25 protein-coding genes are annotated in these 26,258 nt (G+C 32.1%); 22 read left to right on the top strand and 3 right to left on the bottom strand.

The features are described from left to right. The first annotated feature begins 76 nt into the window (after nucleotides 1-76). The 14 genes from ACWG42_RS02540 (at nucleotide 77) to ACWG42_RS02475 (ending at nucleotide 14,723) form a co-directional block, all read left to right on the top strand. Nucleotides 77-1,213: a tyrosine-type recombinase/integrase gene (locus ACWG42_RS02540; protein ID WP_455789935.1), complete on the top strand. Its 1,137-nt coding sequence runs from the start codon at nucleotides 77-79 to the stop codon at nucleotides 1,211-1,213. A gap of 152 nt (nucleotides 1,214-1,365) precedes the next feature. Further along, a complete protein-coding gene (locus ACWG42_RS02535) occupies nucleotides 1,366-2,469 on the top strand; it encodes a hypothetical protein (protein ID WP_455789934.1) in 1,104 nt (367 codons plus the stop codon). A gap of 510 nt (nucleotides 2,470-2,979) precedes the next feature. Continuing rightward, nucleotides 2,980-3,255, top strand: coding sequence for a hypothetical protein (locus ACWG42_RS02530; protein WP_455789933.1), 276 nt, complete (start codon nucleotides 2,980-2,982; stop codon nucleotides 3,253-3,255). Between the two features lie 41 nt (nucleotides 3,256-3,296). After that, nucleotides 3,297-3,542: a hypothetical protein gene (locus ACWG42_RS02525; RefSeq protein ID WP_455789932.1), complete on the top strand. Its 246-nt coding sequence runs from the start codon at nucleotides 3,297-3,299 to the stop codon at nucleotides 3,540-3,542. 220 nt (nucleotides 3,543-3,762) lie between these two features. Beyond that, on the top strand, nucleotides 3,763-3,978 hold the full coding sequence (locus ACWG42_RS02520; protein WP_455789931.1) for an NlpC/P60 family protein: 216 nt from the start codon (nucleotides 3,763-3,765) through the stop codon (nucleotides 3,976-3,978). 149 nt (nucleotides 3,979-4,127) lie between these two features. After that, the gene (locus ACWG42_RS02515; RefSeq protein ID WP_455789930.1) at nucleotides 4,128-5,147 is read left to right on the top strand and encodes a PDDEXK nuclease domain-containing protein; all 1,020 of its coding nucleotides are present in this window, start codon (nucleotides 4,128-4,130) and stop codon (nucleotides 5,145-5,147) included. Nucleotides 5,148-6,062: 915 nt separating this feature from the next. Beyond that, the gene (locus tag ACWG42_RS02510) at nucleotides 6,063-6,350 is read left to right on the top strand and encodes a hypothetical protein (protein ID WP_455789929.1); all 288 of its coding nucleotides are present in this window, start codon (nucleotides 6,063-6,065) and stop codon (nucleotides 6,348-6,350) included. Between the two features lie 589 nt (nucleotides 6,351-6,939). Further along, nucleotides 6,940-7,440 carry a GNAT family N-acetyltransferase gene (locus tag ACWG42_RS02505; protein WP_455789928.1) on the top strand — a complete coding sequence of 167 codons (501 nt, stop codon included), beginning with the start codon at nucleotides 6,940-6,942 and terminating at the stop codon, nucleotides 7,438-7,440. Nucleotides 7,441-7,704: 264 nt separating this feature from the next. After that, complete coding sequence (locus ACWG42_RS02500) at nucleotides 7,705-8,214, top strand: helix-turn-helix domain-containing protein (protein WP_455789927.1); 510 nt, start codon at nucleotides 7,705-7,707, stop codon at nucleotides 8,212-8,214. Nucleotides 8,215-9,065: 851 nt separating this feature from the next. Then, nucleotides 9,066-9,506, top strand: a complete 441-nt coding sequence (locus tag ACWG42_RS02495; RefSeq protein WP_455789926.1) for a zinc-ribbon domain-containing protein — start codon at nucleotides 9,066-9,068, stop codon at nucleotides 9,504-9,506. After that, complete coding sequence (locus tag ACWG42_RS02490) at nucleotides 9,503-10,021, top strand: hypothetical protein (RefSeq protein WP_455789925.1); 519 nt, start codon at nucleotides 9,503-9,505, stop codon at nucleotides 10,019-10,021. Before ACWG42_RS02495 ends, ACWG42_RS02490 begins: the two co-directional genes overlap by 4 nt. A 41-nt stretch (nucleotides 10,022-10,062) precedes the next feature. Then, a complete protein-coding gene (locus ACWG42_RS02485; protein WP_455789924.1) occupies nucleotides 10,063-11,142 on the top strand; it encodes a hypothetical protein in 1,080 nt (359 codons plus the stop codon). Between the two features lie 648 nt (nucleotides 11,143-11,790). After that, a complete protein-coding gene (locus ACWG42_RS02480) occupies nucleotides 11,791-13,131 on the top strand; it encodes a GGDEF domain-containing protein (RefSeq protein ID WP_455789923.1) in 1,341 nt (446 codons plus the stop codon). 272 nt (nucleotides 13,132-13,403) lie between these two features. Further along, nucleotides 13,404-14,723 carry a hemolysin family protein gene (locus tag ACWG42_RS02475; RefSeq protein WP_455789922.1) on the top strand — a complete coding sequence of 440 codons (1,320 nt, stop codon included), beginning with the start codon at nucleotides 13,404-13,406 and terminating at the stop codon, nucleotides 14,721-14,723. Nucleotides 14,724-14,816: 93 nt separating this feature from the next. Here the strand turns inward: ACWG42_RS02475 and ACWG42_RS02470 are convergent, their stop codons facing one another. Beyond that, entirely contained in the window at nucleotides 14,817-15,293 is a 477-nt protein-coding gene (locus ACWG42_RS02470; RefSeq protein ID WP_455789921.1) for a DUF2798 domain-containing protein, read from the bottom strand. A gap of 425 nt (nucleotides 15,294-15,718) precedes the next feature. Between ACWG42_RS02470 and ACWG42_RS02465 the strand changes: the two genes are divergently transcribed. The 4 genes from ACWG42_RS02465 (at nucleotide 15,719) to ACWG42_RS02450 (ending at nucleotide 19,538) form a co-directional block, all read left to right on the top strand. Continuing rightward, entirely contained in the window at nucleotides 15,719-17,158 is a 1,440-nt protein-coding gene (locus tag ACWG42_RS02465; RefSeq protein ID WP_455789920.1) for a DEAD/DEAH box helicase, read from the top strand. 67 nt (nucleotides 17,159-17,225) lie between these two features. Beyond that, nucleotides 17,226-17,882, top strand: a complete 657-nt coding sequence (locus tag ACWG42_RS02460; RefSeq protein ID WP_455789919.1) for a MerR family transcriptional regulator — start codon at nucleotides 17,226-17,228, stop codon at nucleotides 17,880-17,882. Further along, complete coding sequence (locus ACWG42_RS02455) at nucleotides 17,879-18,550, top strand: ABC transporter ATP-binding protein (protein ID WP_455789918.1); 672 nt, start codon at nucleotides 17,879-17,881, stop codon at nucleotides 18,548-18,550. The genes ACWG42_RS02460 and ACWG42_RS02455 overlap by 4 nt, the downstream gene beginning before the upstream one ends. Beyond that, nucleotides 18,522-19,538: an ABC transporter permease gene (locus tag ACWG42_RS02450; RefSeq protein ID WP_455789917.1), complete on the top strand. Its 1,017-nt coding sequence runs from the start codon at nucleotides 18,522-18,524 to the stop codon at nucleotides 19,536-19,538. Before ACWG42_RS02455 ends, ACWG42_RS02450 begins: the two co-directional genes overlap by 29 nt. A gap of 18 nt (nucleotides 19,539-19,556) precedes the next feature. Here ACWG42_RS02450 and ACWG42_RS02445 read toward each other — a convergent pair whose 3' ends face one another. Together ACWG42_RS02445 and ACWG42_RS02440 are read right to left on the bottom strand one after the other, a co-directional pair. Beyond that, nucleotides 19,557-20,726, bottom strand: a complete 1,170-nt coding sequence (locus ACWG42_RS02445) for an aminotransferase class I/II-fold pyridoxal phosphate-dependent enzyme (RefSeq protein ID WP_455789916.1) — start codon at nucleotides 20,724-20,726, stop codon at nucleotides 19,557-19,559. After that, complete coding sequence (locus ACWG42_RS02440) at nucleotides 20,726-21,214, bottom strand: Lrp/AsnC family transcriptional regulator (RefSeq protein ID WP_455789915.1); 489 nt, start codon at nucleotides 21,212-21,214, stop codon at nucleotides 20,726-20,728. Before ACWG42_RS02440 ends, ACWG42_RS02445 begins: the two co-directional genes overlap by 1 nt. A gap of 319 nt (nucleotides 21,215-21,533) precedes the next feature. On the opposite strand from ACWG42_RS02440, the gene ACWG42_RS02435 reads away from it, so the two are divergent. The 4 genes from ACWG42_RS02435 (at nucleotide 21,534) to ACWG42_RS02420 (ending at nucleotide 26,176) form a co-directional block, all read left to right on the top strand. Continuing rightward, entirely contained in the window at nucleotides 21,534-22,367 is an 834-nt protein-coding gene (locus ACWG42_RS02435) for a hypothetical protein (protein WP_455789914.1), read from the top strand. 157 nt (nucleotides 22,368-22,524) lie between these two features. Continuing rightward, nucleotides 22,525-23,016, top strand: a complete 492-nt coding sequence (locus ACWG42_RS02430; protein ID WP_455789913.1) for an RNA polymerase sigma factor — start codon at nucleotides 22,525-22,527, stop codon at nucleotides 23,014-23,016. Then, nucleotides 23,009-23,698: a hypothetical protein gene (locus tag ACWG42_RS02425; protein ID WP_455789912.1), complete on the top strand. Its 690-nt coding sequence runs from the start codon at nucleotides 23,009-23,011 to the stop codon at nucleotides 23,696-23,698. Before ACWG42_RS02430 ends, ACWG42_RS02425 begins: the two co-directional genes overlap by 8 nt. 57 nt (nucleotides 23,699-23,755) lie before the next feature. Next, nucleotides 23,756-26,176 carry a transglutaminase domain-containing protein gene (locus ACWG42_RS02420; protein WP_455789911.1) on the top strand — a complete coding sequence of 807 codons (2,421 nt, stop codon included), beginning with the start codon at nucleotides 23,756-23,758 and terminating at the stop codon, nucleotides 26,174-26,176. Nucleotides 26,177-26,258 lie beyond the last annotated feature (82 nt).

Below are 26,258 nucleotides of genomic sequence, written 5' to 3'. Positions count from 1 at the left end.
GTATCGAACTGTTGTCATTTTTATATATGAATAAAGAACGAGCAATGCTTTATCTATATATAAGAATGGAGGAATTATGGCAATTACAAAATATAAAAGCAAGAAGAATGGTTTTCTATATCAGGTAGATTTTCATTATAAAGATCCCTTTGGGGTAACACAAAGACATATTAAAAGCGGATTCTCAGGAAAAAGAGAGGCAAAAAAATATGAAGCAAGCCTGATGCAGTTGGTCAATACAAGTGTTGAACTTTTACATAATAAAAATATGACCATAGATAATGTTTTTGATGAATTCTTTGAGTTTGAAGGAAATCAAAAGTACGCACCAGCCACACGATTTTATTATAAGAAAACACATGATGGCTATATACGTAATAAATTTGGTAAGGCAAAAATTGAAAAAGTTGATTATGTGGATTTGCAAAAACATATCAATGATATGGCCAAGAAGTATAATTACCCAACGATAAAAAATATGTTAAGAGTATATAATGTTACCTTTAAATATGCTATGCGTAGTGGCTATGTTTATGATAATCCAGTTGAGAAAATACAAATACCAGGAAAAGTACCCAAAGTACATAGAGAAATCATAAGTGATGCAAATCTTAAATTACTTATTGATAATATAAAGCCTGAGTATAAAAGAATGAATTCTTTAGCAAGAAAGGCACAGTTCACTTATGAATCAGCAAAGATAGCACTAATTATAGGCAGATATACAGGACTTAGAATAAGTGAGGTATTAGCACTTAAGAAAGAGGATTTTGATTTAGATAATCATCAATTGAATGTATGTCGCAGACTGGAGTATGCAGGATTAAAAAAATCAGAGATGTACTTTACAGAAAAACTAAAGACATCTAGCAGTAAAAGCAAAGTAGAAATCGGTACTATCTTAAGTGACCAATTAAAAGAATGGTTCAAAATAAATCCTTATGATTTAGTTATTTGCGATCAAGAAGGAGATTTTGTAAGCCCTGCAGTATTGAATACCATAACAAGCAATGCTTCATTAAAACTTGGATTCAACTTTCATTTTCATATGTTGCGTCATACCTATGCAACAGAATTAATGATGTCAGGAGCAAATCCAATTGTTGTTAAAGATTTAATGAGACATAGTAAAGTAACAACAACATGGGATGTGTATACACATGCAGAAAATGATGATCAGAGGTTGGCATTAGATAATTTGTATGGAGAATAAAACTGGTTGTATTTGAAGTGTCAAAATTATCATTTATAATTTATTTGATTCAAATTCTATTATGTATTTTCTAATTAAACAGATATTTTATTATTCTTGTATACGGTTTATATCTATGTTATCAAAGGTGTAAGTGATATAATAAAAGAAAGTTGGGTAAAGAAGGAAGAACAATGTGCATATATTTTAAAGAGATAAAAGAGTTAACTTATAAGAAGAGAGAACATGTGATACCAGCAGCTCTAGGTGGAAAGGAAATGTTGCCTAAAGGAATGGTATCTGACAAGGCTAATGAATTGTTTTCTAAATCAGAATTGACTGCGGTTAGAGAAACGTTATTATCAGTCAATAGGGATAATGTTGGACCAGGTAAACGAGGGGCAAATTCCGTTAAAAAAGTAACGAATCCAAAAATCAAAGTGATGTTAGTAGCTGAAGGAGACAGAAACAAGACACTTTCTGGAAGGGAAGTACCAGTTAAGTTGGGATTTATGCATTATGGTAAGGCTTATATAATTCCACAATTTTATATTAAGATGAATGCCGAATATCATTTAGGATTGGGGGTTAACGATATATTTCAAACCCCTATTTATACAGCAGGTATTTTTCAAGTAAAGTTTGATGAATTTTTTAGAAAGTTTTTTGATTTTATTAATCAAAGTGAACTACAATATGTGCTCATTAAAACAGATTTGATTATAGAGCAAAAGTTCATAACCATAGGCCATTTCAATAATAGATGGTTTGTTTACACCAATATAGAAAAGTTGAATTTACAAATGTATTTGCATTCAATAAAGAAAAGTATATTGTATATGGAGATTCCAGAAATCATTTGCGGATTTGAAAATTATAGGTATTCTTATAAATTAGATAAATTTTTAGATGATAGTTTCGAATTTCTGTATATAAAAACAGCTTTCAATTTTCTTGCATTAATAATGGGAGAAGACTTTGTTAAACAAGATCAGTTTGATGAATTAAGATTATCAATTCTGAATATGCGAAATTTAGATAAATATAATTACAAACTGAAACCTCAATGGCTAAAGGAGTGGGCAAGGCAAAATCTTAAATATAAAAATCATTTTGTGGTAATAGAAATGCAAGCTGATTATATAATTGCATATGTTGGATTTTATTCAGAAAATCCTATGGGAATAATGTTAGGGAAGAACAATAGTGGCATCTCATTAAAAAAAGCGATAATTTGTGATTGGGAGAATAATAGGGAAACAATTGAAAATATATAAATAATTTCAACCTTACTCAATGCTATTTGCAAAAAACAAGAGAAAGTGAAGGCTGTAATAAAAGGCGTTAAAACATTAAATAACAGCATATATCTTCAAACAAATCCCGTGGATTTTCCGTGAAAATAAAAAAATCAAAAATTTTTAAACACAAAGTACAGTAATATAAGGGTTTTAAGAGTTATAGAAAAGGTTTTTACTTACACCTCATATGAAGAATAAGTAGAACTCATATAAGTACCACACAGGTAGCATGCAAGCAAAAAAGTACGATAAACAGGGCGCTTTCAACCTCATATAGGTAGTAGACAACCGTAAGTAAATTCCGTTGATTTTCCGTAAAAAGGCAGTTTTCTCGTGAAATCCCGTAAAAATGTCGTGAAAAAGTCGTGAATTATGACCAGTTATGATAAACGTAATTGGTCTTTTTTTAATTAATATTGAGGAGGAAAGAAGAAATATGGTATAGTATAAAAAGAAAGACAAATTAGAATTTGAGGAGGAATAGCTATGATAAGTACATTGATTTTATTAAGTCTATTTATAGGAATAACAGTATTGTTGATAGTGATACAAAAAAAATTAGATAATAAATATTTAATGATATTACCAATTTTATGTTTTATATTCTCAATATATAAGAGTATTCCTAATTTTGAAAAGTCATTTTATATTCAATTTAGTTTGGGAGCTTTTTTAGCAAGTCTATTGTATTTAATGTTTTTAAATATTCCAACAATAGCATTATTGATAGTTTCCAAAAAATCTGTTGTTGTAACAAATTAGAATTTATGGAGGAGATTACTATGGGTTTTCTGAGCAAAATTTTGAGGAGTTCATTTGAAATCTGGCTTGAAAATGCTTCTGATGAAGAACTTGATGATGGCTACGAAGAAAGAAGGCATCAATGGTTAAAAGATGACTGTGGTGGAGATGGTGAAATGAGCCCTGAAATGAAGAGCATTGATAGAGAGATGAGTAGACGAACAGCAGAAAAACGGAAAAAAGATCCTAGTCGCAATACAGATCCAAACTATCGTTGGACTGATGCAAATCGGTGGGATAAGGACTAAACAAATTCCAGTTTGTCGTTATCAATTTAGCATGATTTTAATCAGTCATGCTTTTTTATTTTGGGTAGTCTAGTTTAACTCTAAATAAAATATTTTACAAGAATAGACTTTAGTATTGATTCTCGGTTTATAATGAAGGAAAGGAGGAAGAGGACAATGAAAAAACTAATTATGCTTCTAATCATAGGAGTCATGATGACAGGGTGTGGTTCTACGAAAAATGGAAAGAGTGCTGTTGCCGCCATATGTATGGGGTGCTGCAGATACTAATTCATTTGACTGTTCTGGTTTTGTATCCTATGCGTCTAAACAAGTAGGATTGAAGTTTAATGAGGATCGTTTTACGACCTACAGTATTGAACGTAATTTGGATAGCTTAGGTGGGATAAGTTATACCTATAACACCAATTTTAGAACAAAAAGCATTAAGATGTAAAGGGAACAGTAGGCAAAGTAAACTTTAAAGATATCTACAAAATTCAAAACACATAAATAGATATAAAAAATCAGTTTATTTCTTTAGATAGAATGAGTATAATAACTTCATAAATGAAATTTGTATTAACAATAATCAAGGAGGATATTATGTCAAATGAGATTATGAATCCGTTAGTTGTAGAAGTAAAAAGTATTATAGATGCTGCAAAGACTAGAGTGGCACAAACAGTAAATAATGAGCTTATCATCTCTTATTGGAAAATAGGAGAGATAATAGTACGCTATGAACAAAACGATAGTATAAGAGCAGAGTATGGAGAACGTACTTTAAAAGTTTTGTCGAAGGAATTAACTAAAGAGTTTGGAAAAGGATTCTCTCGATCTAATTTACAAAATATGCGTGCTATATATTTGGCTTATCCAATTTGCCAGTCATTGACTGGCAAATTGTCATGGACACATTATTGTGAGCTTCTAAGTATATCTGATATAGCTAAAAGAAGTTTTTATGAAAAAGAAGCAATTAATTCAAATTGGTCAGTTAGAGAGTTGAAAAGACAGATCAACACATCTTATTATGAAAGATTACTTTTATCAAAGGGAACTGTTAACAAGCAAGAGGTTATTAAATTAGCTGAGAATGGAATTGATATAAATAATGCAAGTGATATAATCAAGGATCCCTATGTATTTGAATTTTTAGGTATTCCAGAAAATAAGCCAATGTTAGAAAATGATTTGGAGGAAGCTTTGGTAGTACAAATAGAAAGATTTTTACTTGAACTAGGTAGAGGATTTATGTTTGTAGGAACTCAGCAACGAGTTACAATAAATAATGTACATTATTATGCTGATATGGTTTTTTATAATAAACCGTTAAAGTCATATGTAATTATTGAGCTCAAAACAACTAAGCTAATGCCAGAAGCAGTTGGGCAGTTAAATATGTATTTGAATTACTATGAAAATGAAGTTAATGATGAGGGAGATAATAAACCAATTGGTATTATTTTGTGCACAGAGAAAGATTCTTTAACTGCAGAATATGCTCTAGGAGGACTTTCTAGCAATATATTTGCATCAAAGTATACATATTACATTCCAAACAAAGAGGAATTGATAGCTGAGGTAGAAAAAGTCATTGGAAGTTGGAAAAACGATAAATGAAATTTGACATACAGTAACGCAACTAGTTTATATAATTAGTTGCGTTTCATTGGAATATTCTTGTAGTTGAATTAAAAATGTGGAACGTTTATATGCACTTAAAAAGGGAAGATAAAGAAACGCTCAAGATGAGTTATAACCAGAAGTAGAATTAGTGAATAAAAATTTTATCCAATTTAATAATGGTTTTATATGTACTGTTATTCCCGAATGGATTTATAATAAGTACGTAGAAGTGCATACAGGAGGCGTACACATGGCATATAACCTCAAATAAAAAACGTGAATTTGTCGTGAAAATAGGTGTGTTGAGCCTTTAAATGATTTGATAGTTGCAAAAAGCCCAATAATAAAGGTTTTTAGGAGGTTTTGAAAGATCTAGCAAGTTAAACCACATATGAAAGATAGAAGTAAGTAATACAAGTATCGTACAAACTTATATAAAACACGCGAATTTCCGTAAAAGTTTAAATTTACCATGAAAAATTGTGGATTTTCTGTAAAAATTGTAACAAAAGAGCGTGATTTCGATTATGCTCTTTTTAAATTTCTTAGATCTTAAGAAAAGATAAATGTAATATAATCATAGTCAGCTTATCAATGATCGTTACTAACCGCATCAAAACTCATCACTTGAGTTTAAAATTTACAAAGATTAAACAATAGGTGTTATTATATAAATACGCAATATGTGATATAAGGGAGAAATATAATATTTATTGTTAGATGCTGAGCGAAAAAATTTTAGCACCGCCGGCAATGAATAATGGATAAGATTTTCAAGATTTGTAATCTATTCTATATCACAATGATGTGCTCGTATCTAATTGAAGATAATTCAAATATTTTATATATTGAATAAGATAAGAGAGTAACCAAAGAGTTATGAAAGGACATTAAATTATGTTCAAAAAAATGAGACTAAAGTATCATGGATATGAAAGGTATGGAAAAATCATTAAAGTAGAGGATGTCCCAGTGAGATTCAATATTCATGCTTTATGCATAAAAAGATTAACCGTAGAATACTGTGTTAATAATCAAATTTATGAAGTGATACAAGAATTTAATCTAGTTATGCCAACACATATGAAGATAATGGTAGTAGGTAACTCCATAAGAATTAGAGTAAATGAGGATGATTCAACAGATGCATATATAAATGAATTTGATTATCCTGAATATGATTTGTATCAAAGATAGAAGATAGTAAAATAGTGGGATGCTTTTCTATTTGAATAATTGATAAAACGAGGACCATCAATAATTGATTGGAGCTGTAAAGTGAAATTACACAAAAAAGTGATATGATAAACCTTATGAAGAGTCTACTTTTTTCAGATGGCAAGGAGAACAAAGTTGTATTTCTATCTCTAAGGAATATCAAGTATCTGATGGGATTGTTGACAAATAGCTTCATCTGTTCAAAACAGAAACACCTCTCATCATCAAATAAACAAAAATTTGGAAATCCTCTAGCTAAATACTGAAACTGTAAGGATCTCTGAGAATTGAAACGAAAAGAATACTAAATTCTTTCACTTCAAATTGAGAAAGAAAAACAAAAAAATTTATCTGTCGAAAGGAGTTTGTTGTGAAATTACGTAAAATGTCGTGAAAAGTTTGCTTATGATGACCGGTTATGATGAAACGTAATTGGTCATTTTAAATTTAACTAAATTATGTTATTCTAAAGAAAAATATCAATCTATTAAGGTGGAGGGACACAAATGGAATTTGGTGAAAATCACAAGAACTACGTAAAAACAAGAATTTGTTTGGAGGTACACATATGAATGTAAAAGCATTATCAACGAGATTTACTGTTAGAGTGTTATCGAAAGATGATATCAGTACTGTTTTAATTCTATGTAAAGGCAATCCTTTATATTATCAGTTTTGCCCTCCAGCAGTAAGTGTCGACTCTATAAAAAGTGATATGATTACATTACCACCAAATAAAACAATAGATGATAAGTATTTTATTGGCTTTTATCTTGAGGACGAACTAATTGCTGTTATGGATTTGATATCGAAATGGCCAAATGATGAAACGGCATTTATCGGTTTTTTTATGATGAATACAAATTCACAGGGTTCAGGAATTGGCACAAGTATTATATCTGAGTGTGTACAGTATTTAAAATCAATTCAGTTTCGATATATTAAGCTTGGATATGTGAAAGAAAACTATCAAGCAAAATCATTTTGGCAAAAAAACGGATTCAAACCAACTGGCAAAGAAACGCAACAAGAGAATTATACTGTAGTAGCAATGGAAAGAGAGCTATAATAATTGTTCTAAATAAAACAATGAAGAATAAGTAAGAACCCATACAAGTACCATACAGATAGGATACAAGCAAAAAACATGATAAATATGACGTTATAACCGTACGAAAACAGTATACAATCACAAACAAATTTTTTTATTAACATTGAGGAAGGAAAAGGGAGATGGAATTTGTTATTCTACCTATATGTTAAAATGCGTTGCTTGTGGCAATGATTAGTTTCGATTACACTGGTGGTAGTGAATGAAAGGAGGTTATCCCTAATGCTAAATGAAAATATCAAAGCAATCAGAAAATCGAAAGGTCTTTCGCAACAAGAGCTTGCTATCAAACTAAACGTGGTTAGACAAACCCTTTCTAAATGGGAACAAGGTTTATCAGTGCCCGATTCAGATATGTTGATTTTGATATCAGAAGTGCTTGAAACACCCGTAAGTACATTACTCGGAGTAACTGTTAGTGAAACAAAGGACGATAACTTAAAAGCAATATCTGAAAAATTAGAGGTAATAAACTTGCAACTAGCGCAAAGGATGATTACAAGAAGAATTATTATTCATTGGATATTTATCTCTTTATGTGTAGTAATTGTAATGATTTTTGTAGCCTTAGTATTATTAGGAAGCCCCAATTTAGGCTGGGATTATAGTGATCCTGAAATTGCTGTGTTGGGAGCGGGAATTCATATAGTTGAATGGCTATTTGTTAGGTTATCACCATTTGCTTTACTTGGAGGAATCATTGGAATTTTCTTAACGCGAAAGAAAGTATAAAACCATCGCATTTTTTAATACAATTGGAATTATAAGCGGTGGAGATTTTAGAAGCACAATTTACACCAGAATTAGATAATGCTTGGTTAAATCAAACGTGAATTTTAGAATTATTAGCAATTGATAGATCGGTTGTAGTGGAACATGTAAATTATATTTTTGCATCTGAATTATTGGATAAAAAAGCAAATGCATATTTTTACATATCTTAATTCAATGTGTAATTTTATAAAATAAATACAATAGAAAGCGCTAAATAAAATTGAAGAATACAAAAAGGACTTTGTAAAAATTAAGTCTTTTTTGTGCTCATATAATACATGTAATATTATCTTGCCTTATGCTATAACTAGATAAATTGTGTTATAATTTACACCATGATTAATTATCATTTCTAAAAATAGTTTAAATATGATACAATTTTAAAGCTAAATGATGATTGTATTGTCAAATAAGGTGTTGAAAGAAAGAAGGAATATAAAACGAATAATGAACAACAAGAAAAAGAATTACGAAATTTAGTTTTAGACGCAAAGAAGGGTAATATAGAAAGGGAGACCACTAAATGATGTCGAGATAAATTATCTTGATAGCAAAAAATTGCTTGATAACATTTGCAAAGATAATTGAATTCTCAGATAGCGGGCACTAATCTGAATTTTCAAATGTGTCTATTTCGTTATAGCCTCTTTATAATATAGCAGGACATTTCTTAAGGGAGTGGAAAAATATATCTTTATCATGTTTATTAAATGTGTTTTATAACGGCTACAAAAATATTGAAAAAATTAAAATAGTTTGTAACCTTTCCAATAAATGGAAAGTGTTATGTATGAAGAAGGAGGGATAGAATGTTTGTGATTTATGGAAGTGGTACAAAGGTAGAGAAATGGCAATATATAGGTAGACGATTTTGTCGCTCATGTAGTGACTTCACTAATTTTTATATTGGCAGGAAAATTTCTTATTATAGTTTGTTTTTTATACCGATTGTAAAAATACCCAAAGCATATTATGTTATGTGTAATACATGCGACATCGGCTTTGAACTGACAAAGGAGCAAGCAATTGCTTTGAGAAAAGACTTTGAGCATTTACCCACGCCTGAACATATTACACTTCTATTAACATATATTGTAGATAAGGCAAAAGAAAGTAATTTGGATGATAAGGGTAAAGAGACTATTTTCAATTATGCGAAAGCGCATTTTGGAATTAGGGAAAATGAAGAATATGTAAAGAATTTGATTGATGATGTTTTTGAAGTAGAGAGAGGAAGAAGTGTATTATGAGTTATCAGAAGCGAGTAACAAATAAGTTAATGGACGTAGAGGGTGAACATGAGGAGTTTGGTCAACTAATAGCACGTTGCAATAGTTCATCTAGATTAAATGTGATTCTTTTAGGAGTATTTGGCACGTTATGTATTGCCATGTATAATATTTACATAGAAGCAACACCTCCATCAAAGACACCAAGTCTCATTGTGTTTCTTTGCATTGTTGCGATTGTCATCTATATTATTATCGGTTGTTTTGATGAGTATCGATTTTATGAATGCGGGTTTATCCGAAAAACATTATTAAGACCACAAAAAGAAAAGGTTGCATATGATGAAATCGAAACTTTTCATGATCGTAACGCTTGGCTTGTTGGACGTAGAACAGCTCGTACGCATCGATGTTGGGAGATTTGTCTTATTGATACACATCAACTAATCAGTATTGATATTTCCTGCTATCGTGGCGTGAATGAAGTTTTAAATGCTATTCATCAAGTGACTGGACCTTGGACTTTAGAAAAATAAGGTCCATTAGAAAAAAAACCAATGTAAGAGGAGAAGAGAAAATGAAAAAATTATTTATATTTATGGTTGCCTGTTGTTTTATATTGACAGGTTGTGGAAGCGAGAGTGAATCAAAGGGGAAGGGTGATTTATCTACACTAAGTAAGAATACGGAACTTACATCGCAATTGAGTAAGGAAAAGGATGTCCCTGAATTTATTCTAATGGGTGCGCATTTTATACTACCTTGTAAGCTACAGGATTTTTATGATCAAGGATGGGAATTGATTGATCAAATCGAAGATAATCCATTTGATAAAAATACGTTTATGATAGAACCAGAGTCATCTGTAGATATCAAATTGTCAAAAGATTATAGAATGGTTACTATCAAAATAGATAACATTAGTAAAGAAGCTACTTCAATACAAGGGGAAAGTGTGGTTTCTTCTGTTTATATGGAGAACAACAACAATGTTACTGCAGATGACTTTATTTTTTCAGGTAAAGGAACTATCAAGTCTTCATTGGAGGATCTTGCAACACTTTATGAGGATTCTAATTCCAATGATAGTGAAAAGGGTATTAATTATAAAGCAGACAATGGACTTTTAATATATATAAGAAAAACAATCGATGAATCAAGAGTGGAAAGTGTTAAGATAGAAATGGAAGATAAGGTTTCTCGTATGTTAAGCTCAATGAGTTTGTTAGAAAATAAAGTTATTGATAAAGCAAAGAATGCTTCGTTTGAACTAAAATTCAATTGTGAATCGGGTGTCCAATATCCACCAAAAAATTATAAGAATCTACTAGAAGATATCGAAAAAGAAGAAGGTTTGCATAATATTGTGATAAGCGGTAAAGTAACTGAAAAAGCAGCAGCAAAGAAGTCAGGTACATATTCTCTTGATAATGGAAAAGAAATATATGTTTTTGAAGATGAGTTAGGAAATAAATATTCATTCTATTCTAAAATTGGAGATACTTTTGAAGCGAGTGATATAAATATCGGAGATACAATAAAATTGTATTGCATTTATGCGGAATTAGTTAATGTAGAAAAAGATGTAAACTATCCATTGTTTACGGCAAGTATCGTTTATGTGAATGATACGTTGCTTGTGGATGCGGCTTCTTAATTATAATCATAAACTTTTACATAGGGATATGTGTTTGTGATAAGATGCGCAAGGGAATAATTTACATCATCCTTAGGCAGAATCTTATCAGCGTAACTAACGTGCGGCTGTTCTGCTAAATGTATTAAGACAAGACTTATGTTTCCTTCTATCACAAGTCTTGTTTTTTTATATATGACGAGACATATAAAATAATTATTGTATAGTAGTTAGTAAGAAAATTAAGACGAATGAGTAAAAGAGAAAATAACATTTGAGTTTCTCGAAGAAAAACAAGAACGAATTGAATTGAACGCATAGGACTGGATCAAAACACGCTCTATATCATAGGGGATGTAAGTCTAAATTGGTTTGTGATTGAAGCAAGCAATATTGAGAAGCATTAGGAATGAATAGAAGTTTATACAAATAGTCCAAAAACTATAGAAGATGATAATGAACAAAGCTTTCCTTTGTTCTAATCAATTTTAAGTTTAGGAAATGTAAAAAATCTATAAATATTTATAATTATTTGGATTACTATAAAAGATCATTTTACTTGAAAAAAATTAGAAAATGCAGCGCCTTTTAGCTATTGCGATATACTTTGTGATATAGTATATATGAGATTTATGCGTGACAAAGAATGAGCGTGAGAGGGGTATGTAAATGCAAACACTAGAAATTTCAAATAACTTGATTTTAGATACTCTTATAAAAGATTATAGAAGTGTATTAAAGGTTGATTTAAATAGTGGGAATATAGAGGTAATGAAAACACAGAACAGTTCTATAAAGAGTAAAAGTCTATTTTGGGAAGAATATGTAGAACTGCTTCTAAATGAGATTTATGAAGAAGATCGCACCTATTTAAATGGTTTGTCACTAGAACAAGCACAAGCATTTTACCAAAATGAAAATACACTCTTTCCCTTTAAGATAAGAGTAGTTAATAAAGAACAAAAGTATGATTGGGTTAAAGTTAACGCAAGGATAATGGATAGTGGAAAAAGAGAGCTATTGATAACTACACAAATAGACAATGAAAACCATATGATGCAAAAGATTATCGATTTATATGTGCTAAACAACTTGGATTATTTTGTACTCGTCGATGCGCATAGCGGCTCATATAAAATGTTTAGCGGGAATCCAAACTCATTATTACCACCAGAAAGTGGTACAGATTACGAGCATGATGTAAGAGAATATAACAAAAGCCAAGTGGTTCCTGAAGAGGAAGAAGAAGTCACAAAAATCATGATGCTTGCGAATGTAATAAAAGAATTAGAAAAACAAGATGTCTTTGAATTTACGGCAGGATTCTTCGATCTACAAAATGAGTATCATCGTTCAAGAGTGCAGTTCAGTTATTATGATCGTTGTGCAGGACTCATTGTTATAACGAGAACTGACATTACCCAGATTTATTTAGATGAAGGAAAGAAGGAAAGAAAACTAGCGAAGGCACTACGTGAAGCAAAACATGATTCAATGACGCAATTATATAACAACAAAGAATCTAGAGAGTTGATTGGCAAAGCGATTCAACAACAATATCGTGCAAAGGCAGTCGTTTGTTTTATCGATTTAGATAATTTCAAATTAGTAAATGACAATTTAGGGCATCAAATCGGAGATCAAGTGATTTGCCATGTTGCACAAAAATTACGAAGCATATCAGGAAAAGATGGCATTGCAGGTCGTTTAGGTGGAGATGAATTTGTGCTATTTTTACCAGTTACGAGTTCGATGGATAACATTCAAGGATATGTACAATCGATTTGTGATTCATTATCTGATTGTTCTGTGTTAACAAAACAACAACTCCCTGTTTCTTGTAGTGTTGGGATTTCCGTTTATCCAGATGATGGAACTGGTTTTGAAGAATTACTATCAAAAGCAGATCGAGCACTTTATCATGCTAAACGTCATGGAAAGAATCGTTATTCTTTCTATTTTGATACGATGAAAAAACAAAACAACTCCGATGATAATTTAGAACTATAAGTAAATTAAGATACTGTATGAACTTTCGTTTATAGAAAGTTTACAATTCATTCATTGACTATCTATAGGTCTTATCGTAAAATTACAAGTAATAAAAGGGAGTAGTTAGCATCCCTCTCAGGATGTTATATAATCGCCACATACGTTGACGAACAACCGGTTTATATATGAAATAACGAGACTTTTATCTAATCTTTTTGTGTGATAAAAGTCTTTTATATTTTCATACAATAAGATGAAAGAGTTCATAATAAAAAAAGGAGTGATGTTTTTTGGACTCGATTCCCCAACAGATTCTATTACAAGTATTTTTGATTCTAGTAAATGCATTTTTCGCATCAACAGAGATTGCGGTGATTTCATTGAACCCTACAAAGTTGAAGATGAAAGCTGAACAAGGAGAGAAAACGGCAATTCGCTTATTGAAGCTTACAGAAGAACCAGCAGGATTTTTATCTACCATACAAATAGGTATCACCTTAGCTGGATTCCTTGGTAGTGCCTTCGCGGCAGATAACTTTTCTGGTTATCTTGTGGACTGGGTGTACTATGGATTAGGTTTCACTACGATATCGTTGAGTATACTGGATACCATTGCGGTAATTGTTATTACATTGATATTATCTTATTTTACCTTGGTATTCGGAGAACTTGTGCCTAAGCGTATTGCGATGCAAAAACCATATGAAGTTGCGAAGATTTCTTGTGGTGTGGTACGTGGTGTAGCTGTCATCATGCATCCCCTTGTTGTCTTCTTATCGTTTTCAACCAATCTAATACTTAAATTATTGCATATGAAAACTGAGGCAGAAGAGGAAAGTGTAACCGAAGAAGAGATACGAATGATGGTGAATTTGGGTGGCGAGAATGGTGCCATTGATGAAAGCGAAAAAGAATGGATACAAAACGTATTTGCCTTTGATGATACATCTATTCGTGAAATCATGACACATAGTGCAGATGTAATTTATATCGATTTGCATGATAGTGAAGAAGATATCTTGATGAAAATAAGAGAACATGGGCTATCACGTTTTCCTGTTTGTGGAGATGATTTAGATGATGTCGCGGGTGTTTTATATACAAGAGATTACTTAATCGCTAGCAGTGAAGAACGTAAAGAACTACAAACCTTGCTACGTCCTGCATACTTTGTGCCTGAGACAATTGCGGCAGATGATCTATTTAAAGACATGCAACATAAGAAAGTGCATTTTGCGGTTGTAGTTGATGAGTTTGGAGAAGTAAGTGGAATTATAACGATGGAAGATTTATTAGAAGAAATCGTTGGTAATATATATGATGAATACGATCATCAAGAGGACCACTCCATTGAGAAAATCAGTGATACCAAGTGGAAAATTGTTGGTGATTGCGACATACAAGAAGTGATGGAAGAAACCAACATGCCCTTGATTATAAGTAATGATTACGATACGATTGGTGGATATATTTTTTCAAAGCTTCGCTCTATTCCAAAAGATGGTACTACCTTTGATGTAGAAGATGATGGTTGGCTTTTACATGTGACAAAAGTAGAAGATCGTCGTATACGAGAAATCCTTGTGGAACAAATAAAAGTAGAAAGCTAATTTAATATTTCAAAAAAGAGATTGTAACTTATAGGCAATTATTTGTATTATCAAATTCGTCTATTTAGTTACAATCTCTTTATTTTGTCTTTTCTAGTGCAGCGATATTGTTTCTTGAATGAAAGAATTTAGTAATAGAAATCTTACAAAAGGTCCCGCAAAAAATATTTGCCAAAAGAAAGCAAATGGAAAATTAAATGTTAAGGTTTGAAGCCAAATGGAAATGAATTCATTTCCAGGGTGTTTAAAAAGCAAAGTCGCAACCAGTGACATCATAGAAGCCATCAGTACAACTGTAAAACATTGCATACTAAGTGTCATAAAGATGGGTTTATCAATGGTTGGTGTAAATAGTTTCATCGTTAGTTTTTTTGCGATTCTTCCAGCCACTAATTTCTCAAGTATAATTACGATGCACATCATAAACCATACATCGTTGAAGACTTCAAAAAACAATGCATTACAAAGCCCTCCATGATTTAATGACAAATTATAAAGCTCCATAGCGTATGTCATGGCGAACGCCATGAGAAGTGAGAAAACAATATCTTCAAATTTAGTTTTAGGCATAAAATTACCCCTTTCCAATATGCATAAAAAAATGTAGCTGTTAAACAATTGGACTTACGTTTAACAACCACACATTGTATATCGGATTCACTTTTTTTGCGTCTTTATTATACGACGAAACTTTAAATCTTTCAAGTTTAGAGAGAGAATGAACTGCATATATGACGCATATGGAATACGAATAATATGCGAGTAGGTATTATAAATCTTTCCCAGAATATCCTAAGAATGTTACACATAATGCAATTCCTATCACTTCTAATATTTTTTTCATCATAATCCCTCCTGTTTACAACTATAGTTTATCTTATTCAAAAGGATGTGTCGTTGTGAATGGGTTACAATATCGTTACACTTTTGTAACATTTCATATCTAATTCGTTTTTTATAGTTTATAATAAGTAAGAAAGAATACAGGTGAACTTATGAAATTTAAAGAATTCTCGTTAGATCAACATATATGTGATGCATTAGAAGTCCTAGGGTATAAGGAAGCTCTTCCCGTACAGGAAGCAGTTATACCAGAAATATTAGCGGGACACGATGTAATCGTGAAATCAAAAACAGGAAGTGGAAAGACGGCGTCTTTTGCGATTCCTATTATAGAAGAAATAGAATGGAACGAGCGGGCTCCTCAGGCCATCGTCTTGACTCCTACAAGAGAACTTGCGATGCAAATCAAACAAGACTTTGACCATATCGGTGCATATAAACGTATGAAGACATTGGCTATCTATGGTAAGTCTCCTTTTCGTTTTCAAGCGCAAGATTTGAAAGAGAGAACACATATTGTGGCAGGTACTCCTGGTAGAATTTTGGACCACTTGAAACAAGATACCTTAAATGTTTCAAAATTGCGTTACGTTATTTTGGATGAAGCAGATGAAATGTTGAATATGGGTTTTATTGACGATGTGGAAGAAATCCTTGAATATTTCCCAGGAAATATTACGATTTGTATGTTTTCCGCAACTATGCCTTCCGCAATACAAGAATTAGCTTCAGGCTTTATGAAAGAACCAAAGATCATTACGTGTGAACAAAGTGACCAGGTAAATGATCATGTAGAACATTATGCATATCATATGAAGGAACATGAAAAAACTGATTTTTTATTAAAATTATTATGTGCAGAAAAGCCAGAGTCTTGTATCATATTCGCAAAGACACAGGAACATGTGATTGATGTATGCGATACCTTATATGAAAAAGGGATCAGTGTAGATAAACTTCATGGTGGAATGTTACAAGAAGATCGTATACAAAATATGAAAGATTTTAAATTAGGAAACATACGTATCTTAGTTGCGACAGATGTGGCTTCTCGAGGAATTGATATTGCCAATGTGACACATATCATTAATTATGATATGCCGGAAAAGAAAGAAACGTATATCCATCGAATTGGTAGAACTGGGCGTGTAGATGCTAGGGGTGTTGCCATTTCTTTCATCGCGCAATACGATGAAGAGCGTGTGCGAGATTTAGAAGAATATCTAGGATATGCATTGACTATGAAAGATAAAGAAGCGATAGAAGCTATAAAAGTTACTTCCGCAATGTTAAAAACATTGGATACTCCTGAAGTACAAAAAGAGGAGAAGGGAAAAGACTTACGTAAGGATACTATGAAGCTATATCTTAATGGTGGGAAAGCAAAGAAAGTACGTGCAGGAGATATTGTAGGTGCTATTTGTGAGATTCCTGGAGTATGTGGGGATGATATCGGTATTATTCAAGTACAAGAAAGTCAATCTTATGTAGATATTTTACATGGTAAGGGAAATCTTGTATTAAAGGCACTACAAAAGAAAACCATTAAGGGTAAAAACTTAAAAGTTCAAAAAGCTCGTGAAGAAAATTAACAAACTTTCCAATATCTATTGACTGTTCCCTTGGGGAACGCAGTAAGCTATATATGGAGGGTGACATATGAAAATTCAAGAGGTTATAAAAACAATAGGGTTAAGTAAAAAAGCACTACAATATTATGAAGATAAGGGATTGATTGAAGTACAAAAAGATTCTTCAGGATATCGTGAATATGATGAATTGAATTTGAAGCGTCTGTGGGAAATAAAGGTGTTAAGAGAATTGGATTTTTCAATTATAGAGATAGAATCTATAATACATAATGTACAAAGAGAACAAATCTTTCAAGAACATTTTAATGAAATCGATAAACGTATGGCACAGTGTACAATACAAAAAGATTACATACAAAAGCTATATGAAGGTTTTGATCATCCACATCGCCAAGAACTCTTACAAGAGATAGATCAAAGCATAAATGAAGATTTTCGTTTAAATGAACAGATTTTTACAGCCATAGAAAAGAATCACAAAGGGTATGGTTTAACGATTTTTTTCATACTATTTTGGTTTAGCTTTGGAATTTATTTTTATGTTTCAGGTGATGATTGGACAAATCATGTAATGGGAATCTTTCTTATTCTATTTGCGATATATTATGCGTACAATTTCTTTAAGAAGAAATTGAATGTTATGCCACAGTCCCCCTTAGATGCATTGGTCGATGATAAAATCTATAAAGTAAAAAAATACATACAAAAGAGGATAAAGAAATGAAAGAGCTAAGAGTAGAAGATTTATATTTTTCATACGATGAAGAATTCATCTTTGAAAAGTTAAGTTTTACCTTACAAGAAGGTGATGGGTGTACTCTTTTAGCTGGAAAGAATGGAGCTGGAAAAAGCACCTTGATCAATGTGGTGTGTGGCTTGTTGGAAGAAGATGGTGGCATACTTGAACGTAACAATATTCAAATAGGATATCTTCCTTTTGTTAGTCCTTTTTATCCACATTTAACAATCCTAGAGAATTTACGATATTTTTATCGTAGTTTTCAAGGAAAGGATTTCAACCTAGAAGATCCTTTTGTGAAAAGAGTGTTGCAAGATCTTTCCATAGATTATCTAAAACAAACCTTTGATAAATGTAGTTCTGGACAACAACAAAAAGCAAGAATTGCGGCGATTTTATTAAGTGGTGCAGATTTGATTATCTTGGATGAGCCATTTGTTGCGATTGATGCCAAGAGTAGTGATCGTTTCATACAACTTATCATGGATATGAAACAAGAAACGATGTTTTTAATCACAACACATACCATCAATAACTTACGACCTTGTGCGGATCGATTACTTTTTTTAGATCATAAAACATTGGTGGATACCAAAGATGAAAAGGTAATTGATGCTTATTTCAATGAAGGTGAAGTCCATGCTATCTCATGAATTATTTCGTATTCTAAGAAATCCTAAATGGAAGTATGGGATCTTTATTTTGTTGTTTTGTATAGCTTATTTTATTATGACACGACAATCCTCTTCGCAAGTTACAAGTATGTTTGCGGTGAATATAAAAGATATCGATTATATGTTATCTATTATGCCAGTCTTTCTTACATGCTTTCTTTTGTATCAAATTGCCTTTGAAGAAGAACGCCAAGAAAGTTGGAAAACATTGTTGGTGTATCCAGTTGGGCAAGGAAAGCGTATCTTTGCGAAACTACTTATATTGTTGTTGATGCAAATCCCCATTATGTTGTTGTCTTTCATTGTGTACTTTATACTTCATCAAAGTTTCAGTATGATGTTATTTCATTATGCACTGTGTGTACAATTGATTTATTTGTTGAGTTTTATGTACTATACATTTGTGGTATCTAATGGATATCTGGATCAAGGCGGCTCCATTATAATTTTAAATGTATTAAAAACTACGACACCGATTTTTTTGCTTTTCTGTATCTTAAATACAAGTGCTTGGATGCGTGCTTTTCATCAAATATGGTGGTTTGTTTGTATTTGTTTTGTGTTTATGATATTTGTTTTATTTCGCTTTCATGATGAACTTATGCGACGTAAATTGTACAGAGAGACAATTTTATATAAAGTATTTGGTGGGATTGCCTCAAATTCTTTACAAAGTATGTTAGTGGATGTGAAAGATATGTTGGATAAGCTGTTGCAATCCCTTCTAAAATTGTACGCAAGAAATTCTAAGAAGCGATGGAAGAGCGCTGCCGCAATAGAAGTTGGTTTGAAGTTGAATGGATTTTATGTACTCATTGGAGTCATTTGTTTGCTTCTGTGGAAAAGTAGTGAATGGATATTCTTTTTGTTACTTGCCATCATAGCATTCATATATGTTCTCATAAATTGTATGAAAGAGCGTAAAAGAATACAAAGTGTTCGCATTATACCAAAAGAAAACACCTGAATTTTCAGATGCTTTTTTCTATACTGGTCGAATTTTTTCTAAGAATTTTTCAATGCGTTCTAGAGCTTCTCGGATATGATCGATACTATATGCATAGGAAACACGAATAAATCCTTCTCCAGCATCACCGAAAGCAGTGCCTGGAACACATGCAACTTTTTGATCATTCAATAACTGCACGCAAAACTCATCGCTATTTAAACCAGTGGAGCGTATATCAGGGAAGATATAGAATGCTCCTTGTGGTAAATGTGTAGGCAATCCTAAACGATTAAATCCTTTGGTAATAAAGTTTCTGCGAGCCATATAGGATTCTTTCATTTCTAATACATGAATATCTCCATTTCGCAATGCTTCGATTGCTCCATATTGTGCTGCAGTAGGTGCAGACATAATAATGTATTGGTGAATTTTGTTCATCGCTTTTGTGAATGTTTCATTCGCAACTACATAACCTAGTCGCCATCCTGTCATCGCATAAGCTTTTGAAAAACCACTGATGATAATGACTTGATCCTTTATCTCTTTAAATGATGCTAAGGAACAGAATTCGCCTTCATAGGTTAACTCTGCATAAATTTCATCACTAAGAACAATCAATTCATGTTTCTTAATAATCGGAATTAATTTTTCATAGTCTTCCTTTGTCATAACGCCACCTGTTGGGTTACTAGGAAAGTTCAATAAAATGGCTTTCGTTTTTGGTGTAATTGCGGCTTCTAGTTTTTCTGGAGTCAGTTTAAATTGATCTTCATGACTAAGCTTTACATGTACCGGAGTACCACCTAATAATTCTACACTTGGTGTGTACGCTACATAGCTTGGTTCCATTAGGATGACTTCTTCTCCTGGATTTACAATAGCGCGCATTGCGATATCGATTGCTTCACTACCTCCAACTGTAACAATTACATTTTTTACTGGATCATATGTTAAATTAAAACGACGTTTTAGATAATCACATATCTCTTCACGTAATTCGAGTAGACCTTGATTTGCAGTGTAGTGAGTTTTTCCTGCTTCTATGGAATAAATTGCTGCTTCACAAATATGCCATGGGGTATTAAAATCAGGTTCACCTACTCCAAGTGAAATAACGCCTTCCATCTCGCTAGCTAAATCGAAATACTTACGTATTCCACTAGGCTTAATGGTTTCTACATGTTTACTTAAAAATTTTTCATACATTATGGAGTCACAACCAATCTCTCACTAGGGCGTTCTTCTTCATCAAAAACAACACCATTTACTTTATATTCTTTTAAGACAAAGAAGGTAGATGTAGAGACAACATTCTCTGTTGTGGCTAATTTAGCACCTACGAAGTTGGAAATCTCCTGCATCGTTCTTCCGTATATAATCACGATAAACTCGCTTTTTCCACTCATCAGATACATGGTATCTACTTCAGGATAGCGATAGATGTTCTTGGCGACACGATCATAGCCAAAATCACGCTCTGGAGTAACATCAACCTCGATTAATGCCATGACTTTGTCCTTGCTTGTCTTATCCCAATTGATGATCGTATGATAACCACAGATAATTTTTTTCTTTTCAAGTTCATTCATCGTATGAATGACACTTTCTTCATCTTCTAATAGCACATCAGCCAAATCTCTAGTTGAATAACGTGCATTTGTTTCCAATAAAGAAAGCAACAATTCTTTTTTCATCCTGTTTCCACCTTTCTTACTTGATATAATATATTTATTGTAAACCATTATGTTGAATTGGTAAACAAAATAAATAGGGTATTATGGAAATCGTAAGATATATTTAGAAGAAATTAACGATAATTCGCATCAAATGAGAGTGTTTTGTAAAATAGGTTGAATTTTTAGAAAAAGGTTGTAAAATAAAATTATAGAGAACATACTACAAGCTAAGGAATACTTCCATATCTCCCATCATAAACTAGGGGGATGAAGGTACTATAAAATTAATGAAATTTCCATTTATCTCACAAAGAAGTTCAAAGAAAGGAGGGAAACTATGGCAATTTATGATATTTTGTGTGGAATAAAAGATATAAGGGAGTCAGAAACAGGGAAGTGTGAGTTTAATGGATATCTAGAAGATTATTTATCTGTTCTTGAAGCAGATGATGAAAAGAAAGATATTCATGATGAATTAGCTGCACTTCTTGAATTGAGTGATGATTTAAAGATTTGTGTGAATTTGGGGTTGGATATCAATAAAGATGCAATTGCAAATCAAATCATTCGTTATAAAGACTCATTCAAGCTACCATCAGGCACAATACGCTGTCCATATGTCATATATGGATCATTTGAAACGTATCAAAAAGCAATCATACTTACCTTGGGAGATAAAGAAGAATATGTAATCGCGAAGGCGTTATATTATGTAATGAGTGAGCCAGAGAATGAATTTGAAGGAACACGTAATGAAATTATAGCGTTTGCGATGAATGAAACAAATCAACAACGTATGGTAGAGGCAGCTGAAGCCTTCTTCATACAGAATAAAAAAGCAGGAATTGTACAACGTGATTTAGATGCTAAAATCTTTGAGAACTATGATGAAATGTATACCTTAGCAAATAAAATTTCAACAGATCTCACTTCCCAATTACCAAGTAAATTAGTAGAATGCGAAGAAAAAGAGAATTGTATCAACCACATCATCGCTACATGGTTCCTCATGAAGAAGTTTTCTTATGTACAATATATGATGGATAAAAACAACCTAAATAAAGTACATGAAGGAAATGTGAAGAAACAAAGACAAGCCGCAAAAGAGAAATGTGACGCAATCAGTTTTGTATCTTTTAGCGAGTTATGGAGAATGGTAAAAGAGATTTAGAATATGTTCAAATGAAAGAGTAAAAATCCATAAAACGATTTAAACTCTTTTTTTTCGCTGATTTTGTAACCTTTTATATAAAAAATTCGTATTATTTATGACAAATACAAAAAAATACCCTATAATTAAAAAATAAATATCATAAAGAGGGGATTGTATGAGTCTGTTTAATAGAAATCCAGGTGTAAGACCAACATGCGAAGAGGTAATTGAACTATATAGTGATATGGTTTATAAAGTTGCGTTAAGCACTATGAAAAATGAATCTGATGCGCAAGATATCTATCAAGAGGTTTTTTTACGTTATGTAAAATATAATACATCTTTTGAATCCTTGGAACATGCAAAAGCTTGGTTTCTACGTGTTACGCTAAATTGTTGTAAGAGTGTATTTACTTCGAAAAAGCAAAAAGAGAATATTCCATTGGAAGTGGATATTCCGGTAGAAAACAAAGCAGATAGTGGAATACGGTATTTGGTGGGTGAATTAGAAGAAGCATATCGCATCGTTATTCATTTGTTTTATTATGAAGAACTATCGATAAAAGAGATATCGAGTATCCTTGGAGATAGTGAAAGTGCAGTAAAAACACGATTATCAAGAGCAAGAGTAATGTTAAAGGAAAAGTGGGAGGAAACATATGTTTGATAAATATAAAGATGAATATAGTGACATTCATGTGCCACTTGATGTAAAGACAAAAACACTTTTGAAAATGAAAGAGGAAGAAGAAAAGAAACGTAAACGTTGGAAACCAGCAGCATTTGCATTCGCATCATTTGCGATTGGTTGTTTCGTATTCTTCATGATACCAAAAGATAGTACAAATAGTTATACAGAATTTAAGGTTGGCAAGACAGTAGAACAGGTAACTGTAGAAGATGGTAAGCTTTATTTTGAAAAAGATGATGGACAACATCGCACCTTTGGGCAAAGTGAGGAAGTCACCTTGAAAACGATTGATAAAAATAGTGCCTATCAATTTAGTAAAGAAACCATTGAACCTTTTACACTAGATGGGTACTCACTATCATCCAAACGGTATTATGGGTATTTAGAAAAGGATATTATGAAACAAGTGGAATGGCATTTTGCTTATCAACAAGATACTAAAGAATTGAATGTTCGCTATATCAGTCCCTATCAAGAAATCACTACCAATTCTACATTACATGGTAGAGAGATAGCGATTTACTATAGTGAAGATGAAATTATGCAATATGATGTTTACTTTAATGCTGGAAAAGGTATGTATCATATAACGGGAAATCACATGGAACAAGAAGAGTTTTTAAAGAGTTTAACAGAAATCATAAAAAAAATAAAATAATTTGTAACCTTTCCAATATGTGGAAAGTGTTATTAGTGAAAAAAGGAGATGAAGGATATGAAAAAGGGTATATTTAATAAGACATTATTGTCTTCACTAATGATCGCAAGTGTGTTTACAATGAATGGGTGTGGAAGTAATGCGGATGATGCAAATAAGGTGGATGCTAAAAAATTAACGCAGGATATTGCGAAGAAATATGCAAAAGAAGAAACCGTCGCATATAAAGAGAAGAAAGCAAATGTTAAGCGTGATGAAAGCTTTGATTTTGAAGTTTCTGCAGAAGCAAAAGAAATCTTTAAAGGAATTACAACACAATGGACAGATATCATTGGTGTATATCGTGATAGCAATTTAACACAAGAAGTATCAATCAAGGCAACACAAAGCGATACAGGTGTTACTTATTCACCATATCGTAAACCAGTATTTGCCTTAGCGGATGAAGAGCGTGGTGGAATTCTTTATGATCAGGGAGAATGGAATGACTGGGGAAATGCACAACAATATTATATTGTTCAAAAATACAATTTACAGACTGGTGAAAAATTAGAAAAACCTGAGGTTACCTTATTTACTATTGGTACTGAAATCAAAGATACTCCACAAGTTAGCTTTTATGTAAATGAGAACGGTGTTGGTGGATTAAAATGGAACAAAATTAAAGGTGCTACAGAATATGCAATTGTACAAGTAGATGAAGGGAAAGATGGAAAAGCATCGAAAAGATACGTAAAAACCATCGCAACTGTAAAAGAAAACAAATGGGAAGATACAAGCAGTAATACTGAAGATATCAATAAGAATTTCCGTACAACGTATGGTAAATCTTTAGATACATATTTTGAAGAACAAAAGAAAATCAATGAAAATGTTAATGCTGAAGATATCGCGAAAACCCAATTTGATGGTGAAAGTGATTTTGATAAAGAGTATAATAAATACTTCGCAGTTATCGCTTTAAATGACAAAGGTACTTCTAAAATCAGTAATATGCTAGATAAGCGTATGCTTGCCAATCAGGTGCCAATTCAAGTTGCAAGCTATATGAACGAGGGTGGTATCAAACCTAGTGGTAAAAACTCAAAAGTGACAGTAGATCGTGATATCATGATGACTTCTACACATGTTTGGGTAGTTATGGCAAATGGAAATGTTACACAAAAACTAGTGCTTTATGATACAGCAAAAGTAAAAGAAGATGTTGCGCATTATTATACATATGAAGAAGATGAAAATGGAGATGTTAAAAAAGATGAAAATGGAAATCCAGTAAACTTCTCATCTGAAGATGTTCCATGTCTATCTATTCCATTCACGATTGAAGGGACTTCCTATAAAGGATATGCTCAAGTATTACAATATGACAAGGAAAACTATAAGAAGCAACTAAAAGAATTAAAAGCACGTCAAGAAAATCTTCGTGATCGTACAGGGGATATTGAGAAAGATGTTCGTTTAAACGATAGTACAGAAGAAGAGGAAGAAAAGGCAGAAACCTTATATAATGATTATACAATCTATGCTTCTAACGGCTTATCAGAATACTTGGCGTTACAAATGTTAAATGGTCAGATTCGAGTAAATCTTGATGAATTCAAGGAAGCGATGGACCAAGAGTACTTGTTGGATGCTTGGTATGAAGCAATCTATCAAAACCCATTAACATTAGGTGTGCGTGGAATATCTTATGACGCTAAAAATAACGATGTACTTATCAGTTATGATCAAGATTCTAAAACACAAAGAACAAAACAACAAGAAATAGTAACAAAAGTAAAAGAAGTAAACAAAAGTATCATTAAAGAAGGTATGAGTGATCTTGAAAAAGAAACTGCAATCAATGATTATTTATGTGCAAATGCAGAATATGATGATGCGGCATTAGAAAACGCTGAGAAGAATAATTTCAAAAAAGTGGATGAAGAATTTAACGATTCCTTCACTGCTTATGGAATTTTAATTAATGGAAAAGGTGTTTGTGCAGGATATGCGGGAGCATTCAAACTACTTGCGGATGATGCAGGATTAAAGAATGTAGTTGTGACAGGATACCTTCAAGGAAGTTTACCACATGCTTGGAACCGTGTTTCATTAGATGAAGAATGGTATACATTAGACACAACAAACAATGATAATGAATACTACAAAAACGGATTGTTTAATCTATCAGATTATGAAGCCGCAACTGTATTAAAAGAAGATACTTTGTATGTGATGGACAGTGATTTGGCAAACTTTAAGGCTAGTACAGATAAGAATGAATTCTATCGTGTAAATGGCAAGTACTTTGCGCAAAGCGATGTTGCAAGCAAACTAGCACAAGATATTACAGCAAATGGTTCTGCAACTTATCGTACGGATGTATCTTTAACAGAAGATCAATTTTATGAAATCGCAAAAGAAGTAATTCAATTAACAGGAACTGCAGATTTACAAGGTGGTTATTTCTTAGGCGTTATTTATATCTCAAAATAGACAACATGCAAAAAAGAGAAGCGAAAGCTTCTTTTTTCGTTCACTATCCTTTCTGTTTACTTTTACATATTTACTATAAAGT

It is taken from the genome of Amedibacillus sp. YH-ame10 (assembly GCF_053848885.1).
This window is presented reverse-complemented; position numbering and strand designations above follow the sequence as displayed.

Bases quoted from the DNA above. Each gene is read 5' to 3' on its own strand.
- ACWG42_RS02540 (WP_455789935.1), top strand. From the start codon at position 77: ATGGCAATTACAAAATATAAAAGCAAGAAGAATGGTTTTCTATATCAG.
- ACWG42_RS02530 (WP_455789933.1), top strand. From the start codon at position 2,980: ATGATAAGTACATTGATTTTATTAAGTCTATTTATAGGAATAACAGTA.
- ACWG42_RS02520 (WP_455789931.1), top strand. From the start codon at position 3,763: ATGGAAAGAGTGCTGTTGCCGCCATATGTATGGGGTGCTGCAGATACT.
- ACWG42_RS02515 (WP_455789930.1), top strand. From the start codon at position 4,128: ATGTCAAATGAGATTATGAATCCGTTAGTTGTAGAAGTAAAAAGTATT.
- ACWG42_RS02510 (WP_455789929.1), top strand. From the start codon at position 6,063: ATGAGACTAAAGTATCATGGATATGAAAGGTATGGAAAAATCATTAAA.
- ACWG42_RS02505 (WP_455789928.1), top strand. From the start codon at position 6,940: ATGAATGTAAAAGCATTATCAACGAGATTTACTGTTAGAGTGTTATCG.
- ACWG42_RS02500 (WP_455789927.1), top strand. From the start codon at position 7,705: ATGCTAAATGAAAATATCAAAGCAATCAGAAAATCGAAAGGTCTTTCG.
- ACWG42_RS02495 (WP_455789926.1), top strand. From the start codon at position 9,066: ATGTTTGTGATTTATGGAAGTGGTACAAAGGTAGAGAAATGGCAATAT.
- ACWG42_RS02490 (WP_455789925.1), top strand. From the start codon at position 9,503: ATGAGTTATCAGAAGCGAGTAACAAATAAGTTAATGGACGTAGAGGGT.
- ACWG42_RS02485 (WP_455789924.1), top strand. From the start codon at position 10,063: ATGAAAAAATTATTTATATTTATGGTTGCCTGTTGTTTTATATTGACA.
- ACWG42_RS02480 (WP_455789923.1), top strand. From the start codon at position 11,791: ATGCAAACACTAGAAATTTCAAATAACTTGATTTTAGATACTCTTATA.
- ACWG42_RS02470 (WP_455789921.1), bottom strand. From the start codon at position 15,293: ATGCCTAAAACTAAATTTGAAGATATTGTTTTCTCACTTCTCATGGCG.
- ACWG42_RS02465 (WP_455789920.1), top strand. From the start codon at position 15,719: ATGAAATTTAAAGAATTCTCGTTAGATCAACATATATGTGATGCATTA.
- ACWG42_RS02460 (WP_455789919.1), top strand. From the start codon at position 17,226: ATGAAAATTCAAGAGGTTATAAAAACAATAGGGTTAAGTAAAAAAGCA.
- ACWG42_RS02455 (WP_455789918.1), top strand. From the start codon at position 17,879: ATGAAAGAGCTAAGAGTAGAAGATTTATATTTTTCATACGATGAAGAA.
- ACWG42_RS02450 (WP_455789917.1), top strand. From the start codon at position 18,522: ATGAAGGTGAAGTCCATGCTATCTCATGAATTATTTCGTATTCTAAGA.
- ACWG42_RS02445 (WP_455789916.1), bottom strand. From the start codon at position 20,726: ATGTATGAAAAATTTTTAAGTAAACATGTAGAAACCATTAAGCCTAGT.
- ACWG42_RS02440 (WP_455789915.1), bottom strand. From the start codon at position 21,214: ATGAAAAAAGAATTGTTGCTTTCTTTATTGGAAACAAATGCACGTTAT.
- ACWG42_RS02435 (WP_455789914.1), top strand. From the start codon at position 21,534: ATGGCAATTTATGATATTTTGTGTGGAATAAAAGATATAAGGGAGTCA.
- ACWG42_RS02430 (WP_455789913.1), top strand. From the start codon at position 22,525: ATGAGTCTGTTTAATAGAAATCCAGGTGTAAGACCAACATGCGAAGAG.
- ACWG42_RS02425 (WP_455789912.1), top strand. From the start codon at position 23,009: ATGTTTGATAAATATAAAGATGAATATAGTGACATTCATGTGCCACTT.
- ACWG42_RS02420 (WP_455789911.1), top strand. From the start codon at position 23,756: ATGAAAAAGGGTATATTTAATAAGACATTATTGTCTTCACTAATGATC.